The sequence below is a fragment of the Photorhabdus akhurstii genome (assembly GCF_019090985.1).
GTDB classification, from domain to species: domain Bacteria; phylum Pseudomonadota; class Gammaproteobacteria; order Enterobacterales; family Enterobacteriaceae; genus Photorhabdus; species Photorhabdus akhurstii.
Genome location: NZ_CP020335.1, coordinates 3273197 through 3299525, shown reverse-complemented (window position 1 = coordinate 3299525; position 26329 = coordinate 3273197). Strand labels below are relative to the sequence as shown.

Genomic DNA, 26329 nt, shown 5'->3' with positions numbered 1-26329 from the left:
AAAGAACAGGTACATTCACTAATGAACGGGCTATTCAGAAAAAATAGGATATAAAATGGCTATCTTAGTAAACGATAACAAGATTAATGTTAATGGGCACTTAATTATATTTAATCAAAAGATTATTAAGGCGATAGAAATCGATAATGGTTCTGTTCTTGTCTTAACTGATATTCCTATAGGAGATGACGGACTAAATAATCTATTTTCTTACACAAATAATGGAGAATTTCTTTGGCAAATAGAGCCTTCAGATTTACAAAAAGAAGGTCAAATCAGTTACCCATATGAAGGATTGAACGTTGTTGAAGGGCAATATTTTGTTGTTGATTTTTATGGAAGAAGAATATTTTTCGATCCTCATACTGGCCTATTCTTATCACGAGATGTTGTAAAATAAGGCGGATAATAATGCTCTAGCTGTACCAATGCCACCACCACCGATAGCGGGTTCAAACACGGGTGAAGCCGTGAATGAAGCAAATCAGACAATAGCTTCAGTTTTGGACAAAAAATTGAAGGAAATGGGAGAGTCTATAGATAAAGCCACCCAATGCTCCTTTGGCCGGGTATGTTCGTCAGATTATGTAGATGGTGAAAATCAACCAAATGTGGGGGAAAACCTGCGAATGAAGAGAAGAAGGAGTATGGTGGTACAGGAAATCAACAGCCACCTGAAGATAATCAAAATAAGAATGAACAGAATGAACATAAACCATCAAATATCAAAATGGCTGATGACAAGTATTTAAAACAGAATGAAATTGATGCCCATGAGCTTAAATCTGATGTTGTTGGTAAGAAAAATATATCGAAATATGATATTTATGTAAATAAAGAAACTGGTGAACTATGAGTTTTCAGAAAAGGGGGTACTGGAGAAGGTATCCCAACAGGTGAATTCATTAAATAAGGTTATAACGAATGAGTAAATCAACTGTGAGTGTGTATTTTTTGATCTCGGGAGATAAATTAAATCCTAGGGATGTAACTGAAAAATTAGCTATTCAACCAACAAAATGTTGGGTGAAAGGCGATCCTATACTAGGTAAAAAACGCCTTAGAATAGATAGTTGTTGGCTTTTGAGTACAGGTGATGAAGAGTCGCTTGATATTGGTGAACAGTTAGGAAAAATATTCGTATTACTACAGGACAAAAAAAAGGTTTTAGTAAAATTAGCTAATGAATATGAGCTTGATTATCAGTTTAATATAGTAATTAAAATAGAAGAAGGAATTAGACCAGCAATAAGTTTGGATAAAATGATGATCAAAGAGCTTGACGAGTTAAATGCGGGACTAAACATTGATCTGTATATATAGTTAAAAATTAAATAAGTTGTTGTCGATAACAACCACCTAAGTGTGGAGAAGAATCAATCGCGCAGTGAGAAACTGGTTAATTGTTAGGGTGATATCAACCGCTGTTCTGTTGTCCGGGATAAATATCGTCAGGAATACGATAAGGTTCAGGCATGAATAACAAGCTGTACTGGTGCAGAGCAATGTGTTGCCGTTGCCAAAGAACTGCGGGTATTACAAAGTGATTACAGCGCATTAATAGGAAAAATTCAGGGAAAAGCCAAGGTGAAATATTTTTTTTCACTTGGAGATGTAAATAACTACATTAAAAATAGGAGTATTTATCGGACTGACAAGTTATTAGTTTATATACTATCACCTGTATGATTTAACGTGAATTAACAATCAATCTTTGGATTAAAATTACTATTTAGAGAAATTTTATGAAGTGTATTAAATGTGAAAGCCCAGCATTACATGAATCAGACTTTTGTGCAGCATGTGAAGAGAAAGAATTAAGTAGCATTGGCGGGTTTCTCTATTTACCTGCAATAAATCTTATCTTTGCAATATTTAGCTCTTTATTTAGTTCATATAAAACAATGACAATCTTAAACTCTAGTTATGATTCTCTGGGTGAATTACGTATCCTTATAGGATTTGAGTTTTTCTGTTTTACAATTATTTTTGGAATTGCACTTTATACATCTATTCTCTTCTTTAGAAAAAAGAAGAAAACACCTTTGTTTTACATTATCCTGTTAGTTTTTACCTCATTATTTGTCATCACCGATTTAGCGTTGGCTCATTATGGATATGAAATAAAACTGGATTATAATCATCTTTTCTTGCTTTTTAGAACTGTGTTTTATGCATGTGTATGGGTGCCTTACTTTATTATATCTATTCGAGTTAAAAGGACATTTATTAAATAATGGTTAAAATTAAACTATTTTATAAACAATATTCAGTGGGAGTAGGTGAATTTTTTATAATTAATATTTGTTTGAAAAATATGACAGCCAAAACTACCTCGGCCTTGTGAATTGCTCCCCAAAGTCAGACAATTCAAATCACGCTTTCATTAAGGTCCGAGTCCTGTATTTTACTGGACTCAGACCATTTAATTTATACTTGATGCGTAAGCGTGCGGCGAAAAAGGGTAACAGTGTTATGGTCAAGAGAATTTATATTTCAGCTATTAATAACGACTATAATGGCAAAATGATTTTGGTTGATAATTATTTTTTTACAATCAAAATAAACGTGTCAATGTTATACTGAGATTATCAAGGCTGGCTAAGGAGATAATTAAAAAGATTTTAATTTTGCTCAAGAAAACGGTGGGTTCGACTAATAAATGCAATTTTTCATAAAGATAGATCATTTGACTCCCAATAAATTACAGTGGGAATCAAATAATCTTTCTAGTTCTTTATCGTATAAGAATACTATGATCTTAACGCTTGGTTATTAAATACTGGATTGGATTGAATATGAATTCTCTGTAAATGTCTTTCTGATTTGGAGGTAAATCCTTCACGTCCATGTAGCAGAGAGAAGTTATCCACAATCACCAGATCGCCTTTTTTCCATGTATGAGCATATAAATGGCGTTTATCATAGAGTGTTTTGATGAAATCTTGCTGAAATTCCGCTACTTGATCAGGGTTGATGTTATGGTATTCAATAGCATGCTTATTCAGGAATTTTTCTCCATCTATTGCTGGTTCATTATATCTGATAACGTATCCGTTTCCGTCAGGATGTTCTTCCAGTAGAGGAGAATGAACCTCTCCACCATAATGAGTGACCTTATTAATGCGATAAGTAATAGATATATTTTTCCATTGTTCTAGTTGCTGTTGAGTAGCATTAGTAACAACACGACGAGTATTGACAAAGGTTGTTCTGCCCCCTTGGTCACTTTCAGGTGCGTGGGCGCAATGGAACATAATAAATTCAGGAATGGTCGGTTTATACATGCCGTCCCAGTGCAATGGCATATAGCTGTTATCAAAAACGTGATCGGTAGCATCTTGATGTTCACGAACATCTAAAATAGCACCAAACGGCCACATCATTATTTCTCCCCAATTATGGGCATATTCTTCATATTTTTTGTGGTCAGATAAGTCAGATTTGAAACCACGTAATATAAGCAGATTGTGTTTTCTAGTCAGTTCTTTCAGTTGTTCCACTGATAATGTATCAATATGTTGATCGGAATATTGAGGAGTAATTTTTAAACCAAATGGGGTTATCTCTTCTGTCTGGAAGTTATTTAATTCTGTCATCGCTATTTTCCTTTAATTATAATTTCTCTTTAAATCACCATATTACGTTAAATTACCATATTAAGTTAAATTACATAGTGACTAGGTTTTCCATGAATATTAACTAGCTTTCCACCCATCATCTGGACTTCTTTGTGTTTCATAAGTATGAATTGTCCATTTACATTGGCTGCGACACCGTGCCAAGGGGTTAACCAATCATCCCGGGTTGGCATCATATGAATACCAAGTTTAATACTACTTGCTGGCTGAGGATGAATAGATAAACGTATGGCGTTTGGAAAATGAGTATCTAATAAACTTCCCCATGCCCAACTTCGTTGAATAACACCGACGGCCCTTTGTTTGGCATCTTTTTGTAGGGCATTGTTTGATCCGGTATAGCCGGGTAACAAGCTGTCTTCATATAAGAAGCGGGTGACCGCACGGTATAATTGTAACCCATCACTATTTTGCAACAGTTCGTCTTTGATAGACTCTTCCGGGCGGGCATAATGTTTGACTAACAGATGTCTCTGTAAATTGAAATCATCACTATGTTCGCAAAGTTCCTTATCGTCATTAAGGTTAAATGTACTTAAATTGATAGCACCCACTTCATGAAGTAATTGTTTAATATCTTCATGATATTGGCTGATAACTGTATCATTGACGTGGATGAGATCACCGAAAACATGCCCATCAGAGCAAATAATAATGCGGGCGCCAGGTGGATAATAAAGCTGGATACGCTGGCAAAGAGAATTAAGAAAAATTAAAGATAGACGTTCTGCCATATCGGGAGCAGTACCAAGCACTTTATTTCTGTTTGGTGATTTTGTTGGGAATGCGGGTAAAATAAATTCGATAGGTTTTTTGTTCTTGATAAATTGTTCAATTCTGGGCAATTGTACAGTTTTAACAATCTCTTCTTCTTTAGCCGAATCCCTCCCTGCGTCAGTAAGGCGTCTGCGATATTGCAACAACTCACGCAGAATCTGCATAGAAATATTATTAGTGGAAACATTCTCGGAAGTAATATTATTAGCGGTGGTAATTTGCATAATTACGATTTCTCATATATTTGTTGCAAGTATATCTATTTTCAAAATAGATAAATAGCGGTTCAACTAATTGGTATAGGCGAAGTGTAAGATAATGCAATTAAAAGATAATATAATATTTAAGAATATCTAATAATTTATTTAATAATAAACAATATGTTTGAATATGATTTATATAATTAGTCAATATATTTGATTGATTGTTACATTAAGGCACCGTTTAATAGGGTTATTAAAACATTCGTTAACTGGTACGATCACTTCAATTAGACACTAGTTAAAGTTAAATGAGCGATGTGCAATGAGATTGAGGCTAATTTTATATTAGTCGTTTTTTGCTGAAATTGATTCTGAATAAGGTAAATAAGGCATTTTTTCGCTATTAATATATTGTTAATAATTATATGATGTGATTTTTGCATAAGGAAAAATTATGAATTTAATGGGGGAAGATATCATTAAAGTAAATTACTGCATGAGGTTGATCATAAAGGCCATTATTATGACTATATCTAGTTATTATCTTTCGTAAATAAAATTTTCCCATAATCCAATCAGATTAGTAATCTTCATTTTATATGCATATTGTCATAGGATTGTTATCTTAGAATAAATATTGATGAATAGATCACAGCATAATTATTCAATAGTACAAATGAATATTGGCCTCGATTTTGGCGGGATTACGTAGAAAAAAGGAGTTATGAAATGTGAATTAAATTGCAGTACTTCCCCACAGATTGGTAATCAATCATAGGGGAAGTTAACAGTGGTTTAAGAATGGATTTGATGATGTTCAAAAGTATCAAGTAATTGCTGAATGAATTCCAGACGTGTCATTCTTTCGTTCAGATCGGTGATGAATTTCAGTTTAGCGGGGCCATCCAACCGGTAGATTTCGGGCTGTTTCTGTAACAGGCCGATAAGATAAGTTGGATCGACTTTATGTTTCTCACTAAACTCGATGAATCCTCCTTTTTCATGGGCTTCTATTCGTTTAATACCTAACTTCTGAGCTGACAAGCGAATGGCTGCTGATTGTAATAAATGGCGCCCCGGATTAGGTAATGTGCCGAACCGGTCTATCAATTCAACCTTCAATTCTGTTAATTCTGATTCTTCCTTGGCGCTGGCAATACGTTTATAAAAAGACAAACGCATATTGACATCGGGAATATAATCATCGGGTAACAAAATAGGCATCCGCAATTCAACGTCAGTTTGGCTATTGCTCAAGTCTTCAAGTGAAGGTTTGCGGCCTGCTTTTAGTGCATCGACAGCACTTTCCAACATCTCCATGTAGAGAGTGAAGCCGATGGTTGTCATCTGACCACTCTGTTCTTCGCCCAAGAGTTCGCCGGCTCCACGGATTTCAAGGTCGTGAGTTGCCAATGCAAAACCTGCGCCTAAATCTTCAAGGGAGGCGATGGCTTCCAGACGTTTGTGTGCATCGGTTGTCATTGCTTTCGGATGTGGTGTCAGTAGGTAAGCATAAGCCTGATGGTGGGAGCGTCCGACGCGTCCACGTAATTGATGCAATTGGGCCAGGCCGAAATGGTCAGCACGTTCAATAATGATGGTATTGGCGCTTGGAATATCGATGCCTGTCTCAATAATGGTGGTGCAAATCAGAACATTAAATCGTTGATGATGGAAATCAGTCATCACCCGTTCCAAATCCCGTTCACGCATCTGCCCATGACCAATTGCGAACCGTGCTTCTGGTACTAACTCTTCGAGACGCAGTTTCGCTTTCTCAATATTTTCAACATCGTTATAGAGGTAGTAGACCTGCCCACCGCGCAAAACTTCACGCAGTATGGCTTCTCGCACAACCAGACTGTCATACTCGCGCACGAAGGTTTTAACTGCCAGACGGCGGGCTGGCGGGGTCGAAATAATTGAGAGATCCCGCATACTACTCATTGCCATATTGAGCGTCCGGGGAATTGGGGTTGCGGTGAGGGTTAGAATATCGACGTCGGCACGCATGGCTTTGATCTGCTCTTTGTGGCGAACACCAAACCGATGTTCTTCATCGACAATTAACAAGCCAAGGTCTTTCCAACGCAGGTCGCTTTGTAGCAGTTTATGCGTGCCAATAATAATATCGACTTTACCTTCGGCTGCCATTTCAACGACTTGCTGCTGTTCTTTGGCGCTGCGGAAGCGGGATATCATCTCAATACGTACGGGCCAATTTGCAAAACGGTCGCGGAAATTATCAAAATGTTGTTGAGCCAGTAGGGTTGTCGGAACCAGGACCGCTACTTGTTTGTCATTATGGACTGCCAGAAATGCGGAGCGCATTGCAACTTCGGTTTTGCCAAATCCTACATCACCGCAAATTAAGCGATCCATCGCTACGGGTTGACACATATCATTCAGAACGGCGTTAATCGCTTGTTCCTGATCTGGGGTCGTTTCGAATGGAAAGCTCTGACAGAACAGTTGGTATTGTTCCCAATCATGTTTAAAAGCAAATCCGGGTTTTACGGCGCGGTGAGCATAAATATCAAGCAGTTCCGCGGCCACATCGCGCACTTTTTCGGCTGCTTTCTGGCGGGCTTTGTTCCATGCTTCTCCGCCCAATTTGTGTAATGGGGCATTTTCATCAGCACCACCTGCGTAGCGGCTGATTAGATGCAGGGAAGATACCGGAACATAGAGTTTGTCGTCGCTGGCATAACTTAGGATCAGATATTCAGCTTGGATACCACCTGCTTCCAGCGTAGTTAACCCCTGGTAGCGGCCAACGCCATGCTCCAAATGGACCACCGGTTGATTGGGGCGTAATTCAGCAAGGTTACGGATCAGGGTATCGGTATTAATCGTGCGGCGGGTATCTTGACGGCGGCGAACAATACGCTCACCGAGCATGTCACTTTCACAGATTAGAGCAAATTCATTCTTTGTATCGATAAAACCATGTTCAGCGGCACCAATCATCAAAAAGTGACCGGGTTGTTGCGCCTGATTTAATCTATTGATTTTAATTGGTTTAATCTTTATTCGTGACAATAATTCCTGTAATGCTTCTTTTCGTCCTTCGCTTTCGACGGAGAAAATTACGCGGCCACTGAATTGTTCCAGGAAACGGCGAAGTTTATCCAGCGGCGCCTTATTTTGTGCAACAACGGAGAGATCGGGCAGTAATTGATAATCAAGGTTTACGTGGCTCGTTTTTTTACTCAATTCTTCCGCTTTAAGTTGAATGCGGGGCCAGTTTTTTAGCGCTGAAAATAATTTATCCGCCGGGAGCCAAAGCTCTTCTGGGAGGAGGAGAGGGCGCATTGGATCAATTTTACGGCTCTCGAAGCGCTGTTGAATATCTTGCCAGAAACGTTCAGCGGCATTATTGATTTCTTGGCTAAGAATCAGGGTGTTATCAGGCAGGTAATCAAACAATGCAGGCAGAGGTTGGCTGAAAAACAATGGTTGCCAGTATTCTATCCCTGCCGGTAGCGTACCTTTGCTGACTTGCTGATAAATATGCTCACTGTCACGACGGACTTCGAAACGTTCCCGCCATTGGCTGCGAAACAGTTCAATCGTCTCTTTATCTGTTGGGAATTCATGAGCAGGCAGTAGGTTGATTTGCTTAACCTCAGTTAGCGTGCGTTGGCTGTCAACATCGAAAATGCGTAAGCTATCGATTTCATCATCGAAAAAATCAATACGATAAGGATGCTCGCTTCCCATTGGAAAGAGATCAAGTAGTGCGCCACGAGTAGCAAATTCGCCATGCTCAAGAACTTGTTCGACACTACGGTAGCCGGCCTGTTCTAATTCAGCACGAAGTTTGTCCCGCGAGAGTCTCTGACCTTTATGCATAACCAATGCATGTCCGTTAAGGTACTCATGAGGGCAAACCCGTTGCATTAAGGTATTTATCGGCAGGATTAAAACACCTTTGGTCATCGTCGGCAGACGGTAAAGTGTAGACAGGCGGTTGGAAATGATTTCCTGATGAGGAGAGAAGCTGTCATACGGCAGTGTTTCCCAATCGGAAAGAAGATCAACCGGGCAATCGGTAAACTGATGGATTTCATCATGCAGACGCAAGGCGTTTTGCATGTCTTTGGTTATCAGTACAACAGGCCCTTGATGGCGCTCGATAATTTCAGCACATTCTACAGCGCAAGCGGCGCCAATAAGTCGACCTAATTGACGGTTATCACCGCGGCGTTCAGGAAGTTCATAACGATATTTTGAGGACATAAGCGTAAATGTGTTCTTTATGATTCAGTCCATTCCAACGGGCTTTCGACGCATATATGGTCTTCGAGTAAACACGCAGGCTGGTTGAGAGAAAATAAAAAAACCACAGAATCTGGGTGTTGGTGGTTCCATAAAATATAACTACCCTTTATTATCCCCGAACACTTTGCTTTGGCAACAGGGGCGTAACAGATTTCATGTTTCAATCTGTCTCATTATTTATAGGTTTACGGTATATGCGTGGCCGGGCGGCTGACAAATTTGGTCGGTTTGTCTCATGGCTATCAGCAATTGGCATTACTCTCGGTGTTGCTGCATTAATTACAGTATTGTCTGTGATGAACGGTTTTGAGCGTTCATTGGAAACTAGCATTCTCGGCTTTATGCCACAGGCGATTGTGACGTCGGTAAACGGCTCGCTAGACCCAAAAGCGCATCCTGTTAGTGAACTTGCGGATCTAAAGCAGATTAACAGGGTTACCCCATTGGTGACGGGGGATGTGGTATTGCAAAGCGCCCGGAATGTCGGTGTCGGTGTGATGTTGGGCATCACTTCTGATGAATATGAGCCGCTGGCCGAATATTTGATCGGTGCTTATCGTCATCAACTTGCTCCCGGTAGCTACAATGTTATTTTGGGCGAAAGAGTGGCCGGGGAGCTTGGAGTAAAACGTGGTGATCGCATTCGCCTGATGGTGCCAGGTGCAAGTCAGTTGACGCCAATGGGACGTATTCCTAGTCAGCGTCTATTTACTGTTATTGGTACTTTTGCATCTAATAGCGAAGTCGATGGCACACAGATTCTGGTTAACCAGCAAGATGCGGCTCGTCTGATGCGCTATCCGCCAGGTCACATTACTGGCTGGCGTCTCTATCTTTCAGAACCATTGACTGTAGATAGTTTGAGCTTACAAAACTTGCCTGAGGGATTGTTGTGGAAAGATTGGCGCGAACGTAAAGGTGAGTTTTTCCAAGCGGTCAGGATGGAAAAAAACATGATGGGCTTATTGTTAAGCCTGATTATTGCTGTGGCTGCGTTCAATATTATTACTTCGCTTGGTTTACTGGTCATGGAAAAACAGGGTGAAGTGGCGATTTTGCAAACACAGGGGCTGGTACGACGTCAGGTGATGGCGATTTTTATGATCCAAGGCGCGGGAGCCGGGATCATCGGCACTTTACTGGGAACTGGGTTTGGTGTTCTGCTTTCCAGTCAGCTTAATAACTTAATGCCGCTTATTGGCTTGTTGACCTTAGGGGTTGAACTGCCTGTTGCCATTGAACCGCTACAGGTTGTTACAATCGCAATTTCAGCGATGGCGATTGCCCTATTATCTACGTTATATCCTTCCTGGCGTGCTGCTGCCGTCCAACCTGCTGAGGCTTTGCGTTATGAATAATCAACCACTATTGTTGTGCAATAATCTGTGTAAAAAATATCAGGAAGGACAAGTACTGACCGAAGTGCTGAAAGATGTCACTTTTGCTGTCAATCAGAGTGAAATGATGGCGGTTGTGGGAAGTTCAGGTTCAGGTAAGAGTACGCTTCTGCATTTGCTTGGTGGGTTGGATACGCCGACTTCTGGTGAAGTCCTGTTTAAAGGGCGCTCGTTGAATAAAATGTCTTCCAGTGCCAGGGCAGAACTGCGTAATCATGAATTGGGCTTTATTTATCAATTTCACCATCTGTTGCCAGATTTTAATGCGATAGAGAATGTCGCTATGCCGCTGTTGATCGGCGGTAAAAATCGTAATCAGGCGCAGAAGAAAGCATTAGAAATGCTGGCGGCTGTTGGTCTGGAGAAGCGAGCTCATCACCGCCCATCAGAATTATCGGGAGGTGAACGCCAGCGTGTGGCAATTGCCAGAGCGTTGGTGAATGAACCCTCTTTAGTTTTAGCGGATGAACCTACCGGCAACCTCGATTTACGTAATGCAGATAGCATTTTTGCATTACTGGGCGAGCTCAACCAGCAGCAAGGCACGGCATTTCTGGTCGTCACCCATGATTTGAATCTCGCCGGCAGATTAAATCGTCAGGTGGAAATGCGTGATGGTTATTTACAGGATAAATTGACCCTAGCGGGGGCGTTGTAATGGCGAATTTGCCTCTCTCTTTGGTCACTGCTTTGCGATTTAGTCGCGGGCGTCGCCGTGGCGGTATGGTATCTCTGATTTCTGTGATTTCTACGCTAGGGATTATGCTTGGTGTCGCTGTTCTCATTATTGGTCTGAGTGCCATGAATGGTTTTGAACGAGAATTGAGAAACCGCATCCTCTCTGTTGTTCCTCATGGTGAAATCTATACGGTTCATCAGCCTTTTGAACAGTGGCAACCTGCATTGGAACGGGTAAAAAACACAACCGGTGTGGTTGCTGCTTCACCTTATGTTACTTTCACTGGCTTGATGGAAAAAGGTGCCAGCTTACATGCGGTTCAGGTGAGAGGCGTTGATTTAGCCACTGAATCTCAGGTCAGCTCATTACCACAATTTGTACAAGATAATGCCTGGCAAAATTTTCAAGCTGGTCATCAACAGGTCATTCTGGGGCAGGGGGTTGCTAACGCCTTGAAGGTTAAACAGGGTGATTGGCTGACTGTTATGATCCCGAACAATGATCCTGAGATGAAATTGTTGCAACCGAAACGAATTCGTTTGCAGGTTAGCGGGATTTTTCAATTGAGCGGCTTGCTTGATCATAGTCTGGCTCTGATTCCTTTGGCTGACGCGCAACAATATTTGGATTATGGACAGGGAATCACGGGCATTGCGCTTAAGGTTGATGATGTATTTGCCGCTGATCAACGGGTAAAGTCTGCCGGGGAAGCATCACAAGAGTATGTCTATATCAGCAGTTGGATGAGAAGTTATGGCTATATGTACCATGATATTCAGATGGTACGTAGCATTATGTATCTGGCGATGATTCTGGTGATTGGCGTAGCGTGTTTTAATATCGTTTCTACCTTGATTATGGCGGTAAAAGATAAAAGTAGTGATATTGCTATCCTGCGAACTCTTGGCGCTAAAGATAGGCAAATTAGGGCAGTTTTTCTCTGGTATGGGTTACTGACGGGTATGACGGGCAGTATTGCCGGTGCTGTAGCCGGTGTGTTGGCATCACTGAATCTGACAGCGCTGATTCATGGGTTGGAAAAGTTGATCGGGCATCAATTTCTTTCCGGCGATGTTTACTTCATTGATTTCTTGCCATCTGAGTTACATGGCATGGATGTTCTGTATGTTCTGGCGACGGCTCTGATTCTGAGTTTATTGGCCAGTTGGTATCCGGCGCGACGAGCAAGTAGACTTGATCCGGCCCGAATTTTAAGTGGGAAATAATCAATCTGTTATTGGCACGAGCTAATCAAAACGTTATGGTGTAAAAAATAGAAACCTAAGTAGCATTTAAGAAATCTTAAAGGAAGTCAGTATGCGAGTTCGTCGTCGGCTTAGTCGGCTTGGCCGGCTTCGTAAGGTTAAGCGTGTGAGACAGCAGAGATTTCGTAGCCGGATTTTTTATAGGGATAATCGATTGGCGCTTAATATGAAAAAACCTTACATCGTGGTATTGACGGGGGCCGGTATTTCGGCCGAATCGGGTATTCGGACTTTCCGCTCTTCTGATGGGTTGTGGGAAGAGCATCGGGTGGAAGATGTTGCTACACCTGAGGGTTTTCAGAAAGATCCAGAATTGGTGCAGGCATTTTATAATGCTCGGCGTCATCAACTTCAGCAATCAGAAATAAAACCGAACGCAGCGCATTATGCTTTAGCCGCGCTGGAGCGTGAGCTTGGCGATAATTTTTTATTGATTACTCAGAATATCGATAATCTTCATGAGCGGGCGGGCAGCTATCGTACGGTGCATATGCATGGTGAATTGCTCAAAATTCGTTGTTGCCAATCTGGGCAAGTGTTTGAGTGGACAGGCGATTTGACGACAGATGAACGCTGCCATTGTTGTCAGTTCCCCTCGCCATTGCGTCCACATGTTGTTTGGTTTGGTGAAATGCCTTTGGAGATGGAACAGATCTATTCCGCACTGGCCCAGGCAGATATTTTTATTGCTATCGGCACCTCTGGTCATGTTTATCCTGCGGCTGGGTTTGTACATGAAGCTAAACTGGCAGGGGCGCACACGGTAGAGTTGAACTTAGAACCGAGTCAGGTGGAAAGTTTATTTGATGAAAAGCACTATGGACCGGCTAGTAAGATAGTAGATGAGTATGCCAGAAGGTTAATTGATAGTATTAAAGAATTTAAAGCTGATTTGACGCAATAATTATTGTGTTTCTCTTCCTCATAATAGGTAACAAAATCCCTGGGGGAAGAGAATAATGGACAGATTACTAGAGCGTTTTTTTAAATACATATCTTTTGATACTCAGTCAAAGCCGTCAGCAAAGACTATTCCCAGTAGTCATGGACAGCTCGAACTTGCTAACGCGCTAAAACAGGAGCTGATCGAATTAGGTTTTTCCAATGTGGCACAGGATGCTCATGGTTGTGTGATGGCAACATTACCTGCCAATACCTCTTGGCCTGTGCCTGCTATCGGTTTTATTGCTCATCTTGATACTTCACCTGATTTCTCTGGGAAAAATGTTAGTCCACAAATGCTGGAAAATTATCGAGGCGGCGAGATTGCTCTGGGAACGGGTAATGATGTGTTATCGCCGGTTATGTTTCCTATCTTGCATAACATGTTAGGGAAAACATTGATTACCACCGATGGTAAAACGTTGCTTGGTGCCGATGATAAGGCGGGTATTGCGGAAATCATTACTGCAATGGTTCGTCTGAAAAATAGCAATATCTTACATGGTGATATTCGGATTGCGTTTACACCTGATGAGGAGATAGGTAAGGGAGCAAGCTATTTTGATATTAATTCATTTGATGCTGAATGGGCATACACCGTAGATGGTGGTGGTGTAGGTGAACTGGCATTTGAGAATTTTAATGCGGCAGTAGTAACCGTTAAGATTGTTGGCAATAATATCGACTCTGGTAATGCTAAAAATATCATGATCAATGCATTATCGCTGGCGATCCATATCCATCAGGCATTGCCATCGGAAGAAACACCGGAACATACCGATGGATATGAAGGCTTTTATCATTTGCAGCGTATTAAAGGCACGGTTGAGCGTGCTGAAATGCACTATCTCATTCGTGATTTTGATCGGAATAACTTCGAAGAGCGTAAAAAGAAGATGATTAAAATTGCTGAAAAAGCCGGTGAAGGGTTGCATTCTGGTTGTTATATCGAACTGACTATCGATGACAATTATTACAATATGCATGATGAAATTATCAAATATCCGCATGTTATTGAGATTGCCAAACAAGCAATGCTGGATTGTAATATTGAACCCGTTATTAAACCTATTCGTGGTGGTACTCATGGTGCGCAATTGTCATTCCGTGGTCTACCCTGCCCGAATATATTCATGGGAGGGTATAATTATCATGGTAAACATGAATTTGTTTCGTTGGAAGGGATGGAACAGGCTGTCAATGTTGTCATGCGTATTGCTGAATTAACCGCATTGTTGTCTAAAAAATCTGAAATAAGTCCGTCGTTGTGCAGCATTAACTAAGTAGATAATTTGCTGTGTTGTTTTTCGATATATGCAATAAATTAATAGGTCTTGCTTTCTGCTTGTGAGTGATAGCAACACCATGATTCATTTGTGCTTTCCGTTAATATACAAATCCCAAAATTGCCTTTGAATCAGAGGATCTGATTCAAAGGCAGTGAGTTAATCACTAACTCAGGTGTTAAACAGAATTAATGATCTTTGATAACTCTATTGAAATTAACCTTTTGAGGTGAGGTATCAATCATTAAAGTACCAGTAACCACTATTAACCAATGCAGTGAGCAGCCTGATAAAACGAACATCATCTATCGCTTCACCAAGCATTTCGGCATTAATTTCATAATAGTGGCAAAGAACATCAGCCGCTTTAATATGAGGCGTATCTATTAATTCACCGTTAACAAAGCACTGATCACCAATCCTTATAACCCGCAACCCGTTAAGTCGGTGGAGATTTTCACCTTGTTTCATTAATTCATAAATTTCATCACTTTCATAAGGTGGCTCTGGTGGAGCAATATCAAGTTCATGCCGTGACTGAGAAATGAATTCACCAAACCATTGCTGGAAAGTGTCAGGTTGTGCCAATAACTCGTTCATCATGGCATGTAGCTCTGATAATTCATGCGGCTGGACCAGTGCCGGATTTTCACGGAAAGTCAGATTAGGATCGTTATAACGATAGCTGCCTAAATCATTAGCCAGCACATAATCGGCGAAGCTACTGAAAAGCTCACGGGAATTGGGGGCGCGGAAACCAACTGAATAATTTAGTGACTCTTCGATGGCATAACCTTCATGCGGAAATCCAGGTGGGATATAGAGAATATCGCCTGGCTCCATCTCTTCGTCAATAATGGCATTAAAGGGATCAACCTGTAATAGATCGGGGTGAGGGCAGCGCTGTTCCATTGGTAGCTTTTCCCCAATGCGCCAGCGACGGCGACCCATTCCTTGAATGATAAATACATCGTATTGGTCTAGATGCGGACCAACACCACCTCCGGGAACAGAGAAGGAGACCATCAGATCGTCTATCCGCCAGTCAGATAATACGCGGAATGGTTGCATTAATGCGGCGGAAGGATGGTGCCAGTGATTAACCGCTTGTACCAGCAGTGACCACTCTTTTTCACCTAAATGATCGTAACTTTCAAATGGACCATGAGAGACATCCCAACGGCCATTTTTCTGGCTGACCAGGCGGCAGTCAACTTCATTTTCCATAGCCAGACCCGCGAGTTCATCGGGAGTAAGGGGATCAATGAATTGACGGAAGCCTTGTTTGATCAGTAAAGGCCGTTTTTGCCAATGATTATGCAAAAATGCCTGCCAGTCCAGGTTCAACTGATAGTCCATAGTGACATCCTGAGTGTGAAGTGAATTTCAGGGTATTATAACCAATAGTTAAATCCAGTATCAGACTGTACTGGCATATTTAACTAATCGTCATCATTAATTTGCTGGCATCGGAATATAACGCAAATTCTGGCGCCACCAAGTGGACTGTCACTGATACTGATATCACCTTTATATTGTTCGATAATTTCAGAAGCAATTGACAATCCTAGCCCTTGACCGGGCTTTAAAGTATCAACACGTTGGCCTCGCTGGAAAATCATTGCCCGTTTTTCAGGCGGCACCCCTGGACCATCGTCATCGACAATAATCATTACCGAATCGTGATCGATCGCCACAGAGATCTCAACAAATTTAAGGCAATATTTACAGGCGTTTTCCAACACATTCCCCATGACTTCCATAAAGTCGTTTTTCTCACCAAGCCAGGTGATCTCCGGCGAGACATCTAACGTGAGACTGACGCCTTTACGCTGGTAAACTTTTGTTAAAGCGCTGCACAGGCTATCCAGTAAAGCAGGAACAGAAGAAACTTTCCGCATAATGGCGCTGTGTTCACTGCGCATACTGGCTCGATGTAGATAATAGCCTATCTGCTGAGAAATACGGCCAATTTGCTCTAGCATGATAGGTTCTGCTTGTTGAATAGTCATTTGTTTGCTGTCGCGTAAAGAACGGAGAGTTGATTGTAAAACAGCCAGTGGCGTTTTCAAGCTGTGTGTTAGATCAGCGAGCGTTGTCCGGTATTTTGTATAGCGGTTGCGTTCATTATTGAGCAACACATTAAGATTACGCACTAGCCCCCGCAGCTCTGTCGGTGGATTCTCATCCAGTTTTTCCCGTTCACCTTTTTCTAACGAACTGATCTGATGAATAAGCGATTTAATTGGCCGTAAACTCCAGTGTGCCGCCAGCCAGATTAATGGGATAACCAGAATAAGATTGGCAATCAATACATAGCCGAACCACTCCCACACCAGAACCGCTTTTTGTAAATCCTGTGGAATGGTATCAATGACTACAATAGTTAATGCTGGCAAATGAGCTGTCGCGCTATATCTGTTGACGGAAACGGAGTGGGTTAGCTCGTTATCTTCATTTTCGTCAAGTGCGTCAAGTTTACCTAATTGCCCTTGTGTGTTAGCCGAATTTTTTAGTAAGTCGCGGCTGCTTTTTAAATCAGTATCCAGTTCATATAAACCGTCTTCTTTTAACCATTCACTGGGAATAGAGTTTTCGACTTTTGGGATATGGCGTTGACGCCAGAGGATGGTGCCTTTGTTGTTATAAATCAGAACCAATGATGGGTTATTCAGTGTGAAATTAGGTGGTACTGAAATATCCAGCTTATTATTATTCCACTGTGCAAGGCTGAAAAATAGGTTACTCTGACTGCGTAGCAGTGTATAAGCAGTTTTATCAAAACTAACCAGATAACCGACAATGGCGACAATACCGTAAGACATGGTAAGAGCAAGAATAACCGCCGCAGTTGCCATTAAAAATCGGGTACGGAGTGAGAAAGGCTGCTTTTTGTGCTTAAGCACTTTTTTACCTATGAAAGTCTTACACATCAAAGCGATAGCCTTGGCCACGAACAGTTACGATAGCTTCATAGGGCCAGATATCCAATATTTTCTTCCTTAGCCGACCTATTAAGACATCGATGGAGTGGCCTTCGCGCAGTTCAGCATCGGGATATAATTGGCGCATTAATGACTCTTTAGTGACAACTTTGTCGCTATTACACATCAGTATTTCAATGATTCGGTATTCAAACGCCGTTAGTTTGACGCTCTCTCCGTAAACTGTTAACTCCTTGCGTGACAGATCAATTTTGAAAGGCGGGAATTCAATGATCTGAGAAACTAGCCCATTATTACGGCGTAAGAGTGCCTGCATACGAGCAATAATTTCTTCAAGATGAAAAGGCTTGGTAACATAGTCATCCGCTCCTGCATCAAGAACCGTGACTTTTTCTTGCCAGCTTTCGCGGGCGGTCAGAACAAGAATGGGGAGTTTTTCATCTTTTTGGCGCCAGCGACGGATCAAACTTAAACCATCTTCTCCGGGCAAACCAAGATCAACAATGGCAATATCGGGTTCGCTCTCGACCAGATAGTAATCGGCTTCTTTGGCATTTGCCGCGGCATCAACTAGATGACCGGTATCACGAAGCTGTACCGTTAAATGGTGACGCAGTAACATGTTGTCTTCAACGATCAATATCCGCATGGAATAATCCTTCTCAACTCCAGCAGGCAGTATTGTAATAATCAATTCATTCGGACTGTTATATAGACAAAACTGCCAGTAAAAAATTCAATGCAATGGTTCTGGCTGAACATGTTAGATACATGGATCTGTAACAGCAAGACGTTAAGTAGAAATAGAGAATATAACTTTAAAGTGTGTTTGGGATTGGTTTATATAAGGATAGCAACAGACGGGTGTTTTATCCGTCTGTTGAATATCAATTACTTCAATTCATCAACCAGTGTAATTGCACGGCCAATATAATTTGCCGGTGTCATGGCTTTCAGGCGAGTTTTCTCTTCTTCCGGTAAATCCAGTCCATCGATAAAGATTTTCATCCCCTCAGCATTGACGCGTTTACCGCGGGTAAGTTCTTTGAGTTTTTCATAAGGCTTTTCGATACCATAGCGACGCATCACTGTTTGGATAGGTTCAGCAAGCACTTCCCAGTTTTGATCTAGCTCATCCAGCAGATGCTGCTCATTGACTTCCAACTTATTTAAGCCTTTCATCGTAGATTGATAAGCGATCAGAGCATATCCCAAGCCAACACCAAGGTTACGTAATACAGTTGAATCAGTCAGATCGCGTTGCCAGCGGGAAATCGGTAACTTGCTTGCCAGATGACCAAATACTGCATTTGCCAGCCCCAAATTGCCTTCCGAGTTTTCAAAATCAATTGGATTGACTTTGTGTGGCATAGTGGAAGAACCGATTTCACCGGCAACCGTTTTCTGTTTGAAATGGTTAAGTGCGATGTAACCCCAAATGTCGCGGTCAAAATCGATAAGAATCGTATTGAAGCGAGCGATGACATCGAACAATTCAGCAATATAATCATGGGGTTCGATTTGAGTCGTGTATGGATTCCATTTGATGCCGAGTGAAGTCACAAAAGTTTCACTAAACTGATGCCAATCAACCTGTGGGTAAGCGGCTATATGGGCATTATAGTTACCCACGGCGCCATTAATTTTACCGAGTATTTCGACTTGTTCCAGTTGGCGATACTGGCGTTCCATCCGGTGAGCAACATTGGCAAACTCTTTACCAACGGTGGAAGGTGTGGCCGGTTGGCCGTGAGTGCGAGATAACAGTGGTAAATCTCGATATTCACTCGCCATTTTTTTGATGGTATCAATCATCTGATGCCATTGTGGTAAAAGTACTTCTTCACGAGCTGTTTGTAGCATCAGTGCATAAGCCAGATTGTTAATATCTTCAGAAGTACAGGCAAAGTGAATAAACTCAGAAACCTTGTGTAGTGCAGGAACATGTGCAACTTTCTCTTTCAGAAAATATTCCACTGCTTTGACATCGTGGTTAGTGGTGCGTTCGATAATTTTAATGCGCATTGCATCCTGTTCATTGAAATTTGTGATAATTTCATTCAGGTAAGCGTTTGCGTCTGTATCAAAAGCGGGAACTTCTTTAATTTCAGCACATTCTGCCAGTTTTTGCAGCCAACGTACTTCAACCTGCACTCGGAATTTCAGTAAGCCAAACTCACTAAAAATGGTACGTAATGCGCTGACTTTATCGCCGTAACGGCCATCGATCGGAGAAACAGCAGTTAGTGAGGACAATTCCATTGGTAGCAACTCCCGGATTTTATTTAACAATGAGAAAGAATATCTTTCGCCTGTTGGATCAGGCGTTGACGAGAAAACATTAATTGCAGGCGACCGCCGCCAACTTGTTGCCATAAGACCGCGCAACGGACGCCAGCCAGTAGAATAGCCCGGACTTTCGCTTGTACAAGTGGATTGCGCAGAACATCCGGGGAACCTGTCACTTGGATACGTGGGCCTATTGGGCTGATAACATCGACATAAATACCGGCCAACGCATTGAACATCCCTTCTGACATGGGTTCAAAATGCGCCTGTTGGCGCTCTAACAAACTGATACGATTACCCAGTGCATCGAAAGCGGCCTGATTTTTATTTAGTCGGCGCTCCAGTGCGACTAGACTCAAGATATAGCGGGTGAGATCGGCGGAAATACCATTGTTGTTAGCGCTATTAAACATCCCTAGCAATGCGTTTAGCCCAGTGCGCAGATTGCGTTCATGATTGCCGAACACATCTAAAACAGATGTCGGGTTAGTGTTCAGGATGCTATTAACCATAGTGGCGACAGCATCGGTATCACACTGGTTTTCATGAGCAAGTTGCTGTACCAGACGACCTGACTGGCAAATTCCCGCCAATGCCAGTGTGATATTGTAATAATTCTTTGCCACGATTACTCCTGCAAACGTTGTTCAATCACGCCACCGCCAAGACAAACTTCACCCTGATAAAAGACGGCTGATTGGCCGGGGGTGACTGCGGCGACAGGGTTAGCAAAACGGACTTCAATTTTATCTTCGTTTATGGGGGTGACAGTGCAAGGAATATCCTGCTGACGATAACGTGTTTTGACGACGCAATGGATTTCTTTAGTTAATGTCTCTCTATCAACCCAATGAAGTTGCTGAGCGATAAGGCCGGTAGACATTAAACGAGGGTGTTCATGCCCCTGCGCCACGATCAGGATATTGTTTTGAACGTCTTTATCTATGACATACCACGGCTCTTCGCTGCCTTCTTTCGTTCCACCGATGCCTAAACCTTTACGTTGGCCCAACGTATGGTACATCAGCCCCTGATGTTCACCGACGGTTTCTCCATCTACAGTCATAATGGGGCCAGGTTTGGCAGGTAAATAACGGCCAAGGAAATCACGGAATTTGCGCTCGCCGATAAAACAGATACCGGTGGAATCTTTTTTCTTTGCCGTCGCCAGACCGATTTCTTCCGCGATACGACGAACCTCCGGTTTTTCCAGTTCACCGACAGGAAATAGGCTTTGAGCAATTTGCTGGTGGCTCAGAGTGTATAAGAAATAACTTTGGTCTTTATTGTTATCCAGCCCGCGTAATAATTGGCTTTTACCGTTAATATCTTTGCGACGGACATAATGACCTGTTGCGATGTAATCCGCGCCTAAATCCTCAGCAGCGAATTCCAGAAATGCTTTAAACTTAATTTCTTTGTTACATAGAATATCTGGATTAGGTGTTCTGCCCGCTCGATATTCAGAAAGAAAATGTTCGAAAACATTGTCCCAATACTCGGCGGCAAAATTGACGGTATGAAGTTCGATGCTCAACTTATCGCAAACGGATTGGGCATCAGCCAGATCAGTCGCGGCTGAACAGTACTCTTCATCATCGTCCTCTTCCCAATTCTTCATGAACAAGCCAGCCACTTGATAACCTTGCTGTTGTAGCAAATAGGCGGAGACGGAGGAATCTACACCGCCGGACATGCCGACAATGACTTTTTTCTGGCTGTTATCTGACATGGGAATCTCACTGGAGAAAAAAACGAGCGTCGTACTTTAACACGTTGCAGACAGGGGTGCATCAAACGTATTACTGTTTTGTTATTAAATAAACGGAGAAACATAACTATCCAATAGGGCGAGAGGATATTTTTCGTTTTTCAGGTAGCAGCGGATACTTTCTGCGACGAGAGGAGAACGAAGACAATGGCTATTGAATATTTGTTCGGCTGTAACCCAATGGCAACAGTCAATATCACGGTCTTGTGGATTGGCTGCGGTTTGTTGTTCCATTTCAACCAGAAACAGAAAACGGATAAAGGGCGTGCCGTCTGGCGCAACCCACTGATGAACTTTCAGCAGTGCTTGTGGTTTAGCCTGAATACCGGCCTCTTCCCATAATTCGCGTTCCGCCGCTTGTAACAATGTTTCATCAGCCTCAAGATGACCAGCGGGCTGATTCCATAATGCTTTGCCATTAATTGTCTCTTCAACGACCAGAAATTTATTCTGGGCATGGACAATACAGGCAACTGTGACGTGGGGACTAAACAAAATTGATCTCCTTCCATTCACCGGGTTTCATCTTGCCTAATTGCAAGCTTCCCATACTAAAACGAATTAGCCGAAGTGTGGGGAAACCGATATGTGCTGTCATTCTGCGCACTTGACGATTTCGGCCTTCATAAAGTGTTATTTTTAACCAGCTTACCGGAATATTTTTACGTTCACGAATCGGTGGCTGGCGACGCCAAAGCCATGATGGTTCATGAACTAACTCAGCGCCTGCGGGTAGGGTAGGCCCATCTTTTAATATGACGCCATTGCGTAACTTATCGAGAGAAGCTTCATCTGGAATGCCTTCAACTTGCACATAATAAACTTTGGCTGTTTTTTTATTCGGTTGGGTTAGCTGTGCTTGAAGTTTGCCGTCATTGGTCAGAATTAATAATCCTTCACTGTCGCGATCTAAACGCCCGGCAGCATACACATTTGGGAACGGGATAAAGTCTTTTAGTGTTGTTCTGCCCATTTCATCAGTGAATTGGGGTAAAACATCGTAAGGTTTGTTAAATATCAACACTCGACGAGGTTCTGTTGGTTTTTTGACAGAATGTGATATTTTTCTTTGGCTGAATCGGTTAAGTCTGTGTTTTTTAATGGCGAAATTTGTCATCATAGATCACTGCATAAAATGGAAGGGGTATTATACATTAGTCTGCTATCAATTGGCGTTCGCAGAATATTCAAGTAGTATTGACACGTCCCTTACAAAAAATTAACAAGGTATTACGCTTACTTGAAGGAGAGGTTAATGGAAAGCAAAGTAGTTATTCCGGCGGAAGGTAAAAAAATAACAGTCGACGCTAAAGGTAAACTGATTGTTCCGAATAACCCGGTCATCCCTTATATCGAAGGGGATGGGATTGGTGTCGATGTTACCCCTGCAATGTTGAAAGTGGTCGATGCAGCGGTTCAGAAAGCCTATCAGGGTGAGCGTAAAATTTCCTGGATGGAAATCTACACCGGTGAAAAATCTACTCATGTATACGGTAAAGATGTTTGGTTGCCGGATGAAACGTTGGATCTGATTCGTGAATATCGCGTAGCCATTAAAGGTCCTCTGACGACGCCGGTTGGCGGCGGCATTCGTTCTCTGAACGTAGCATTGCGTCAGCAATTAGATCTGTATGTTTGTCTCCGTCCTGTTCGTTACTACCAGGGAACGCCAAGTCCGGTCAAACAACCTGAATTGACCGATATGGTTATTTTCCGTGAAAACGCAGAAGATATTTACGCCGGTATTGAATGGAAAGCGGGGTCTGCCGAAGCGGATAAAGTGATCAAATTCCTGCAAGAAGAGATGGGCGTAAATAAAATCCGTTTCCCACAACAATGTGGTATCGGTGTGAAACCCTGTTCTGAAGAGGGCACTAAACGCTTAGTCCGTGCTGCCATTGAATACGCAATTGATAATGACCGTGAATCTGTCACTCTGGTTCACAAAGGCAACATTATGAAGTTTACCGAAGGTGCTTTCAAAGACTGGGGTTATCAGCTTGCTCGTGAAGAGTTCGGCGGTGAACTGTTGGATGGCGGCCCTTGGGTAAAAATTAAGAATCCGAAAAACGGCAAAGAGATCATTGTCAAAGATGTCATCGCGGATGCGTTTCTACAACAGATTCTGTTGCGCCCTGCTGAATATGATGTTATAGCCTGTATGAACCTGAATGGTGACTACATCTCTGATGCACTGGCTGCTCAGGTTGGTGGTATTGGCATTGCTCCGGGAGCAAACATCGGTGATGAATGTGCCTTGTTTGAAGCGACTCATGGTACAGCACCTAAATATGCAGGTCAGGATAAGGTGAATCCAGGTTCTGTGATTCTTTCCGCTGAGATGATGTTGCGCCATATGGGTTGGACAGAAGCCGCAGATCTGATCGTTAAAGGCATGGAAGGCGCGATTGCCGCGAAGACCGTGACTTATGATTTCGAACGTCTGATGGAAGGCGCTAAACTGCTGAAATGTAGCGAATTTGGTGACGCGATTATTCAGCATATGTAATCCGTCATCATTGTGAAAACTTCACGGTAGCTAATGCTTCCGTGGGGTTTTCTGAATTTACAGGGATTTTTGCTGTAAAATTCTCAAAAATAGTGGAAATAAACGTGTTTTTTTGCGTTATATTCTTCAATTTTATTTTTTTCAGATAGTTATCTGTCGTTTTTACCTTTTTATGCCCTATAGCCTTAATTGGAAAATCTCAATCACTTAAAAGGTATATATTGTTGTTTTATTAGGCATGAAATTTTGCAAGTCACATATGACAGAGTGTATACTGAGGTTAATATTCGTTCTGTCTGATTAGGGAGAGGGGGGTAAAAGATGAGTGGCTCAGATGATAAAAAAATAGAGTTTAGTACGAGCGATGTGTTAAATGCTCTCTTACATCGCGGTCAGAATATGCAACATCTTGCAACTCAGGAAAGTGTGGATAATCTGCGCCGTGAGACCGAGGCTAACTTTGCGTCACTTGATAAGCGTTTCGAATCTATTGATAAACGCTTTGAATCTGTTGATAAGCGATTCGAATTAATAGATAGACGCTTCGAATCTATAGATAAACGTTTCGATGTTATGGATAAGCGTTTTGAATCTATAGATAAACGTTTTGATAAACTTGAAGGTAAATTTGATCGACTTCAATGGTTTATTGTTGCGGCGGCGCTGGCATTGCTATTCAAAGAATATATTTTTAAAGCGGCGACTGTTATCCAGTAACTTGCAATTTTTTGCAAGTTACTGCTAACTTATTCTTTTTTTCCTCTTCTTCATTGCCTTTTGCTAAGGTGTCTTCCCGCTCTTACAGAAGCGGTCTGAGTTGTGTTGAATTTCTTTGTTCTAATAACCAATTGTTATGAAATTATATTTATGAGTCAGTCATGTTAATACACAGAAATTTGATTGATAACAATGTGCTGTTTTTGGCCCTTTTCTAATGAATGTTAGCAGAAACAGATCGAAATGTTTGGTCGAAATGAGATATGTATTTTTCTTTCTCGTAAAGTGTTTGTAGTTTTTGCTCAAGTTCACTAATCGATGCTTTAAGGAGCGGATGTTGCGTTTCAGGTAATAAATCATTGAGTGGCGTTAAAACAAAGAAGCGCTTATGAAACCTCGGATGAGGAATAATCAGGTTTTCCGTAGATATAATCTTGTCTCCGTATAAGAGTAAATCAAGATCCAGTGTTCGAGGAGCATTGACAAACGAGCGTTTCCTGCCGTTGAGAGTTTCAATACTTAGCAACTCGGTGAGCAAGACCACCGGTGTTAGCGATGTCTCAAAGACGACAACGGCATTCAAGTAGTCTGGTGCTCCTGTACTGTCAATCGGGGCTGTTTTATATATCGGACTAAATCGGAAGTTTGTACTTTCTCTCAATGCCAGCAAATGATTTTCTGCTGCTAATAAGTTGTAATAAGGCTGATTAAGATTACTTCCAATTGCCACTGCTGCTATGACTTTTTCGTGCTTCATATCATATTTACCCGCAAAAAATTAAATCACCTGACACTTATTCCATCATAAAAATGTATGTTGCTAGCGTGGAACTTTTATCTGGAAAGTATTGCACCGCCATCGATCCTGATGATGTGACCTGTGACATACTCTGAAATTGCAAGAAATCGTACCGCCTCAGCGATGTCTTTGCCATCACCAATTCGGCCAAGGGGGATTTTTTTCAAAGTGGTGAGTTTTTCGCTATCATCTGATTTATTACTCTTTTCAGGCCACATGATAGTTCCAGGAGCGACGCCATTCACTCGGATATTTGGCGCTAACTCTAAAGCGAGCGCTTCGGTGAGTAGTGCAAGGCCCGCCTTTGCAGCACAATAGATAGGATATCCTTTTAGAGGACGCTGAGCATTGATATCTACTATATTGACTATGTTCCCACAAACCTGATGTAGCCAAGGCATAGCAGTTTGGATCAGAAAAAACGGTATTTTTAAGTTAATATCGACCAAATCATTCCATTGGCTATGGGAAACAGATCCAATTTCTGTTGGGTAATAGGTTGAGGCATTATTGACTAATATATCTAATTGTCCCCATTCACTTATTGCTGCATTTATAACGGGTTCACAATTGCGTAAATCACTCAGATCGGCTTGCACAGATATTGCGGAGTGGACTCGTATCGAATTTAATTCCTGAACGAGTTCGTTGGCTTCTAATTGGGATGTATTACAGTGTGCTACTATATTGAATCCCTCAGCATGCAATGCTTTTGCGATAACAGCTCCTAATCTTCTGGCAGCCCCCGTGATCAGTGCAACTCGTCGTTTTCGCATTGATATAAAATGTTCATTTTTCATATTGATTTTCCGTAATTAAAGTAGA

At 41.9% G+C, this 26329-nt stretch carries 25 protein-coding genes; 12 read left to right on the top strand and 13 right to left on the bottom strand.

Going from position 1 to position 26329, the window contains the following annotated elements; all coding sequences use genetic code 11:
* The first annotated feature begins 55 nt into the window (after positions 1-55).
* From B0X70_RS14230 to B0X70_RS14210, 5 genes are all read left to right on the top strand, one after another.
* Complete coding sequence (locus B0X70_RS14230; RefSeq protein WP_217469624.1) at positions 56-400, top strand: DUF7957 family protein; 345 nt, start codon at positions 56-58, stop codon at positions 398-400.
* A 70-nt stretch (positions 401-470) separates the two neighbouring features.
* Positions 471-752: a hypothetical protein gene (locus B0X70_RS14225; protein WP_217469623.1), complete on the top strand. Its 282-nt coding sequence runs from the start codon at positions 471-473 to the stop codon at positions 750-752.
* The gene (locus B0X70_RS14220; RefSeq protein ID WP_217469622.1) at positions 731-856 is read left to right on the top strand and encodes a polymorphic toxin type 33 domain-containing protein; all 126 of its coding nucleotides are present in this window, start codon (positions 731-733) and stop codon (positions 854-856) included. The genes B0X70_RS14225 and B0X70_RS14220 overlap by 22 nt, the downstream gene beginning before the upstream one ends.
* Before the next feature lie 68 nt (positions 857-924).
* Positions 925-1323 (top strand): DUF4279 domain-containing protein, encoded by a 399-nt coding sequence (locus B0X70_RS14215; protein ID WP_217469621.1) that lies wholly within the window; start codon positions 925-927, stop codon positions 1321-1323.
* Between the two features lie 422 nt (positions 1324-1745).
* On the top strand, positions 1746-2237 hold the full coding sequence (locus B0X70_RS14210; protein WP_217469620.1) for a DUF2569 domain-containing protein: 492 nt from the start codon (positions 1746-1748) through the stop codon (positions 2235-2237).
* A gap of 516 nt (positions 2238-2753) precedes the next feature.
* Here the strand turns inward: B0X70_RS14210 and B0X70_RS14205 are convergent.
* From B0X70_RS14205 to mfd, 3 genes are all read right to left on the bottom strand, one after another.
* Entirely contained in the window at positions 2754-3599 is an 846-nt protein-coding gene (locus B0X70_RS14205; RefSeq protein WP_036804999.1) for a TauD/TfdA family dioxygenase, read from the bottom strand.
* A gap of 65 nt (positions 3600-3664) precedes the next feature.
* Positions 3665-4642, bottom strand: a complete 978-nt coding sequence (gene pvcA, locus B0X70_RS14200) for an L-tyrosine isonitrile synthase (protein WP_036805003.1) — start codon at positions 4640-4642, stop codon at positions 3665-3667.
* A gap of 774 nt (positions 4643-5416) precedes the next feature.
* Complete coding sequence (mfd, locus tag B0X70_RS14195; RefSeq protein ID WP_110091861.1) at positions 5417-8863, bottom strand: transcription-repair coupling factor; 3447 nt, start codon at positions 8861-8863, stop codon at positions 5417-5419.
* Between the two features lie 197 nt (positions 8864-9060).
* Between mfd and lolC the strand changes: the two genes are divergently transcribed.
* The 5 genes from lolC to pepT all read left to right on the top strand — a co-directional run bounded on the left by lolC (position 9061) and on the right by pepT (position 14471).
* Positions 9061-10263 (top strand): lipoprotein-releasing ABC transporter permease subunit LolC, encoded by a 1203-nt coding sequence (gene lolC, locus B0X70_RS14190; protein ID WP_217469619.1) that lies wholly within the window; start codon positions 9061-9063, stop codon positions 10261-10263.
* Entirely contained in the window at positions 10256-10960 is a 705-nt protein-coding gene (gene lolD / locus B0X70_RS14185; protein ID WP_217469618.1) for a lipoprotein-releasing ABC transporter ATP-binding protein LolD, read from the top strand. Before lolC ends, lolD begins: the two co-directional genes overlap by 8 nt.
* A complete protein-coding gene (lolE, locus tag B0X70_RS14180; protein ID WP_217469617.1) occupies positions 10960-12207 on the top strand; it encodes a lipoprotein-releasing ABC transporter permease subunit LolE in 1248 nt (415 codons plus the stop codon). Before lolD ends, lolE begins: the two co-directional genes overlap by 1 nt.
* Positions 12208-12298: 91 nt before the next feature.
* Positions 12299-13150, top strand: a complete 852-nt coding sequence (gene cobB / locus B0X70_RS14175) for a Sir2 family NAD+-dependent deacetylase (protein ID WP_036781485.1) — start codon at positions 12299-12301, stop codon at positions 13148-13150.
* Positions 13151-13205: 55 nt separating this feature from the next.
* Entirely contained in the window at positions 13206-14471 is a 1266-nt protein-coding gene (gene pepT / locus B0X70_RS14170; RefSeq protein WP_110087241.1) for a peptidase T, read from the top strand.
* Between the two features lie 240 nt (positions 14472-14711).
* Here the strand turns inward: pepT and B0X70_RS14165 are convergent, their stop codons facing one another.
* The 8 genes from B0X70_RS14165 to rluE form a co-directional block, all read right to left on the bottom strand.
* Entirely contained in the window at positions 14712-15833 is a 1122-nt protein-coding gene (locus B0X70_RS14165) for a ribosomal protein uL16 3-hydroxylase (RefSeq protein ID WP_036781481.1), read from the bottom strand.
* 83 nt (positions 15834-15916) lie between these two features.
* Entirely contained in the window at positions 15917-17380 is a 1464-nt protein-coding gene (gene phoQ, locus B0X70_RS14160; protein ID WP_036781507.1) for a two-component system sensor histidine kinase PhoQ, read from the bottom strand.
* 19 nt (positions 17381-17399) lie between these two features.
* The gene (gene phoP / locus B0X70_RS14155) at positions 17400-18068 is read right to left on the bottom strand and encodes a two-component system response regulator PhoP (RefSeq protein ID WP_036781478.1); all 669 of its coding nucleotides are present in this window, start codon (positions 18066-18068) and stop codon (positions 17400-17402) included.
* 242 nt (positions 18069-18310) lie between these two features.
* Positions 18311-19681 (bottom strand): adenylosuccinate lyase, encoded by a 1371-nt coding sequence (gene purB / locus B0X70_RS14150; RefSeq protein WP_110087239.1) that lies wholly within the window; start codon positions 19679-19681, stop codon positions 18311-18313.
* A gap of 23 nt (positions 19682-19704) precedes the next feature.
* A complete protein-coding gene (hflD, locus tag B0X70_RS14145; RefSeq protein ID WP_110087238.1) occupies positions 19705-20334 on the bottom strand; it encodes a high frequency lysogenization protein HflD in 630 nt (209 codons plus the stop codon).
* A gap of 2 nt (positions 20335-20336) precedes the next feature.
* A complete protein-coding gene (gene mnmA / locus B0X70_RS14140; protein ID WP_110087237.1) occupies positions 20337-21440 on the bottom strand; it encodes a tRNA 2-thiouridine(34) synthase MnmA in 1104 nt (367 codons plus the stop codon).
* An 84-nt stretch (positions 21441-21524) separates the two neighbouring features.
* A complete protein-coding gene (locus B0X70_RS14135; RefSeq protein WP_217469616.1) occupies positions 21525-21974 on the bottom strand; it encodes an NUDIX hydrolase in 450 nt (149 codons plus the stop codon).
* Positions 21967-22596, bottom strand: coding sequence for a 23S rRNA pseudouridine(2457) synthase RluE (gene rluE / locus B0X70_RS14130; RefSeq protein ID WP_217471736.1), 630 nt, complete (start codon positions 22594-22596; stop codon positions 21967-21969). Before rluE ends, B0X70_RS14135 begins: the two co-directional genes overlap by 8 nt.
* A gap of 138 nt (positions 22597-22734) precedes the next feature.
* On the opposite strand from rluE, the gene icd reads away from it, so the two are divergent.
* Together icd and B0X70_RS14120 are read left to right on the top strand one after the other, a co-directional pair.
* Positions 22735-23988, top strand: a complete 1254-nt coding sequence (gene icd, locus B0X70_RS14125) for an NADP-dependent isocitrate dehydrogenase (RefSeq protein ID WP_036781463.1) — start codon at positions 22735-22737, stop codon at positions 23986-23988.
* 321 nt (positions 23989-24309) lie between these two features.
* Positions 24310-24705 (top strand): hypothetical protein, encoded by a 396-nt coding sequence (locus B0X70_RS14120; protein WP_217469615.1) that lies wholly within the window; start codon positions 24310-24312, stop codon positions 24703-24705.
* Between the two features lie 214 nt (positions 24706-24919).
* Here B0X70_RS14120 and folK read toward each other — a convergent pair whose 3' ends face one another.
* Both folK and B0X70_RS14110 read right to left on the bottom strand, forming a co-directional pair.
* On the bottom strand, positions 24920-25462 hold the full coding sequence (gene folK, locus B0X70_RS14115; RefSeq protein WP_052105671.1) for a 2-amino-4-hydroxy-6-hydroxymethyldihydropteridine diphosphokinase: 543 nt from the start codon (positions 25460-25462) through the stop codon (positions 24920-24922).
* A gap of 77 nt (positions 25463-25539) precedes the next feature.
* Positions 25540-26304: a pteridine reductase gene (locus B0X70_RS14110; RefSeq protein WP_200883244.1), complete on the bottom strand. Its 765-nt coding sequence runs from the start codon at positions 26302-26304 to the stop codon at positions 25540-25542.
* Between the last annotated feature and the right edge of the window lie 25 nt (positions 26305-26329).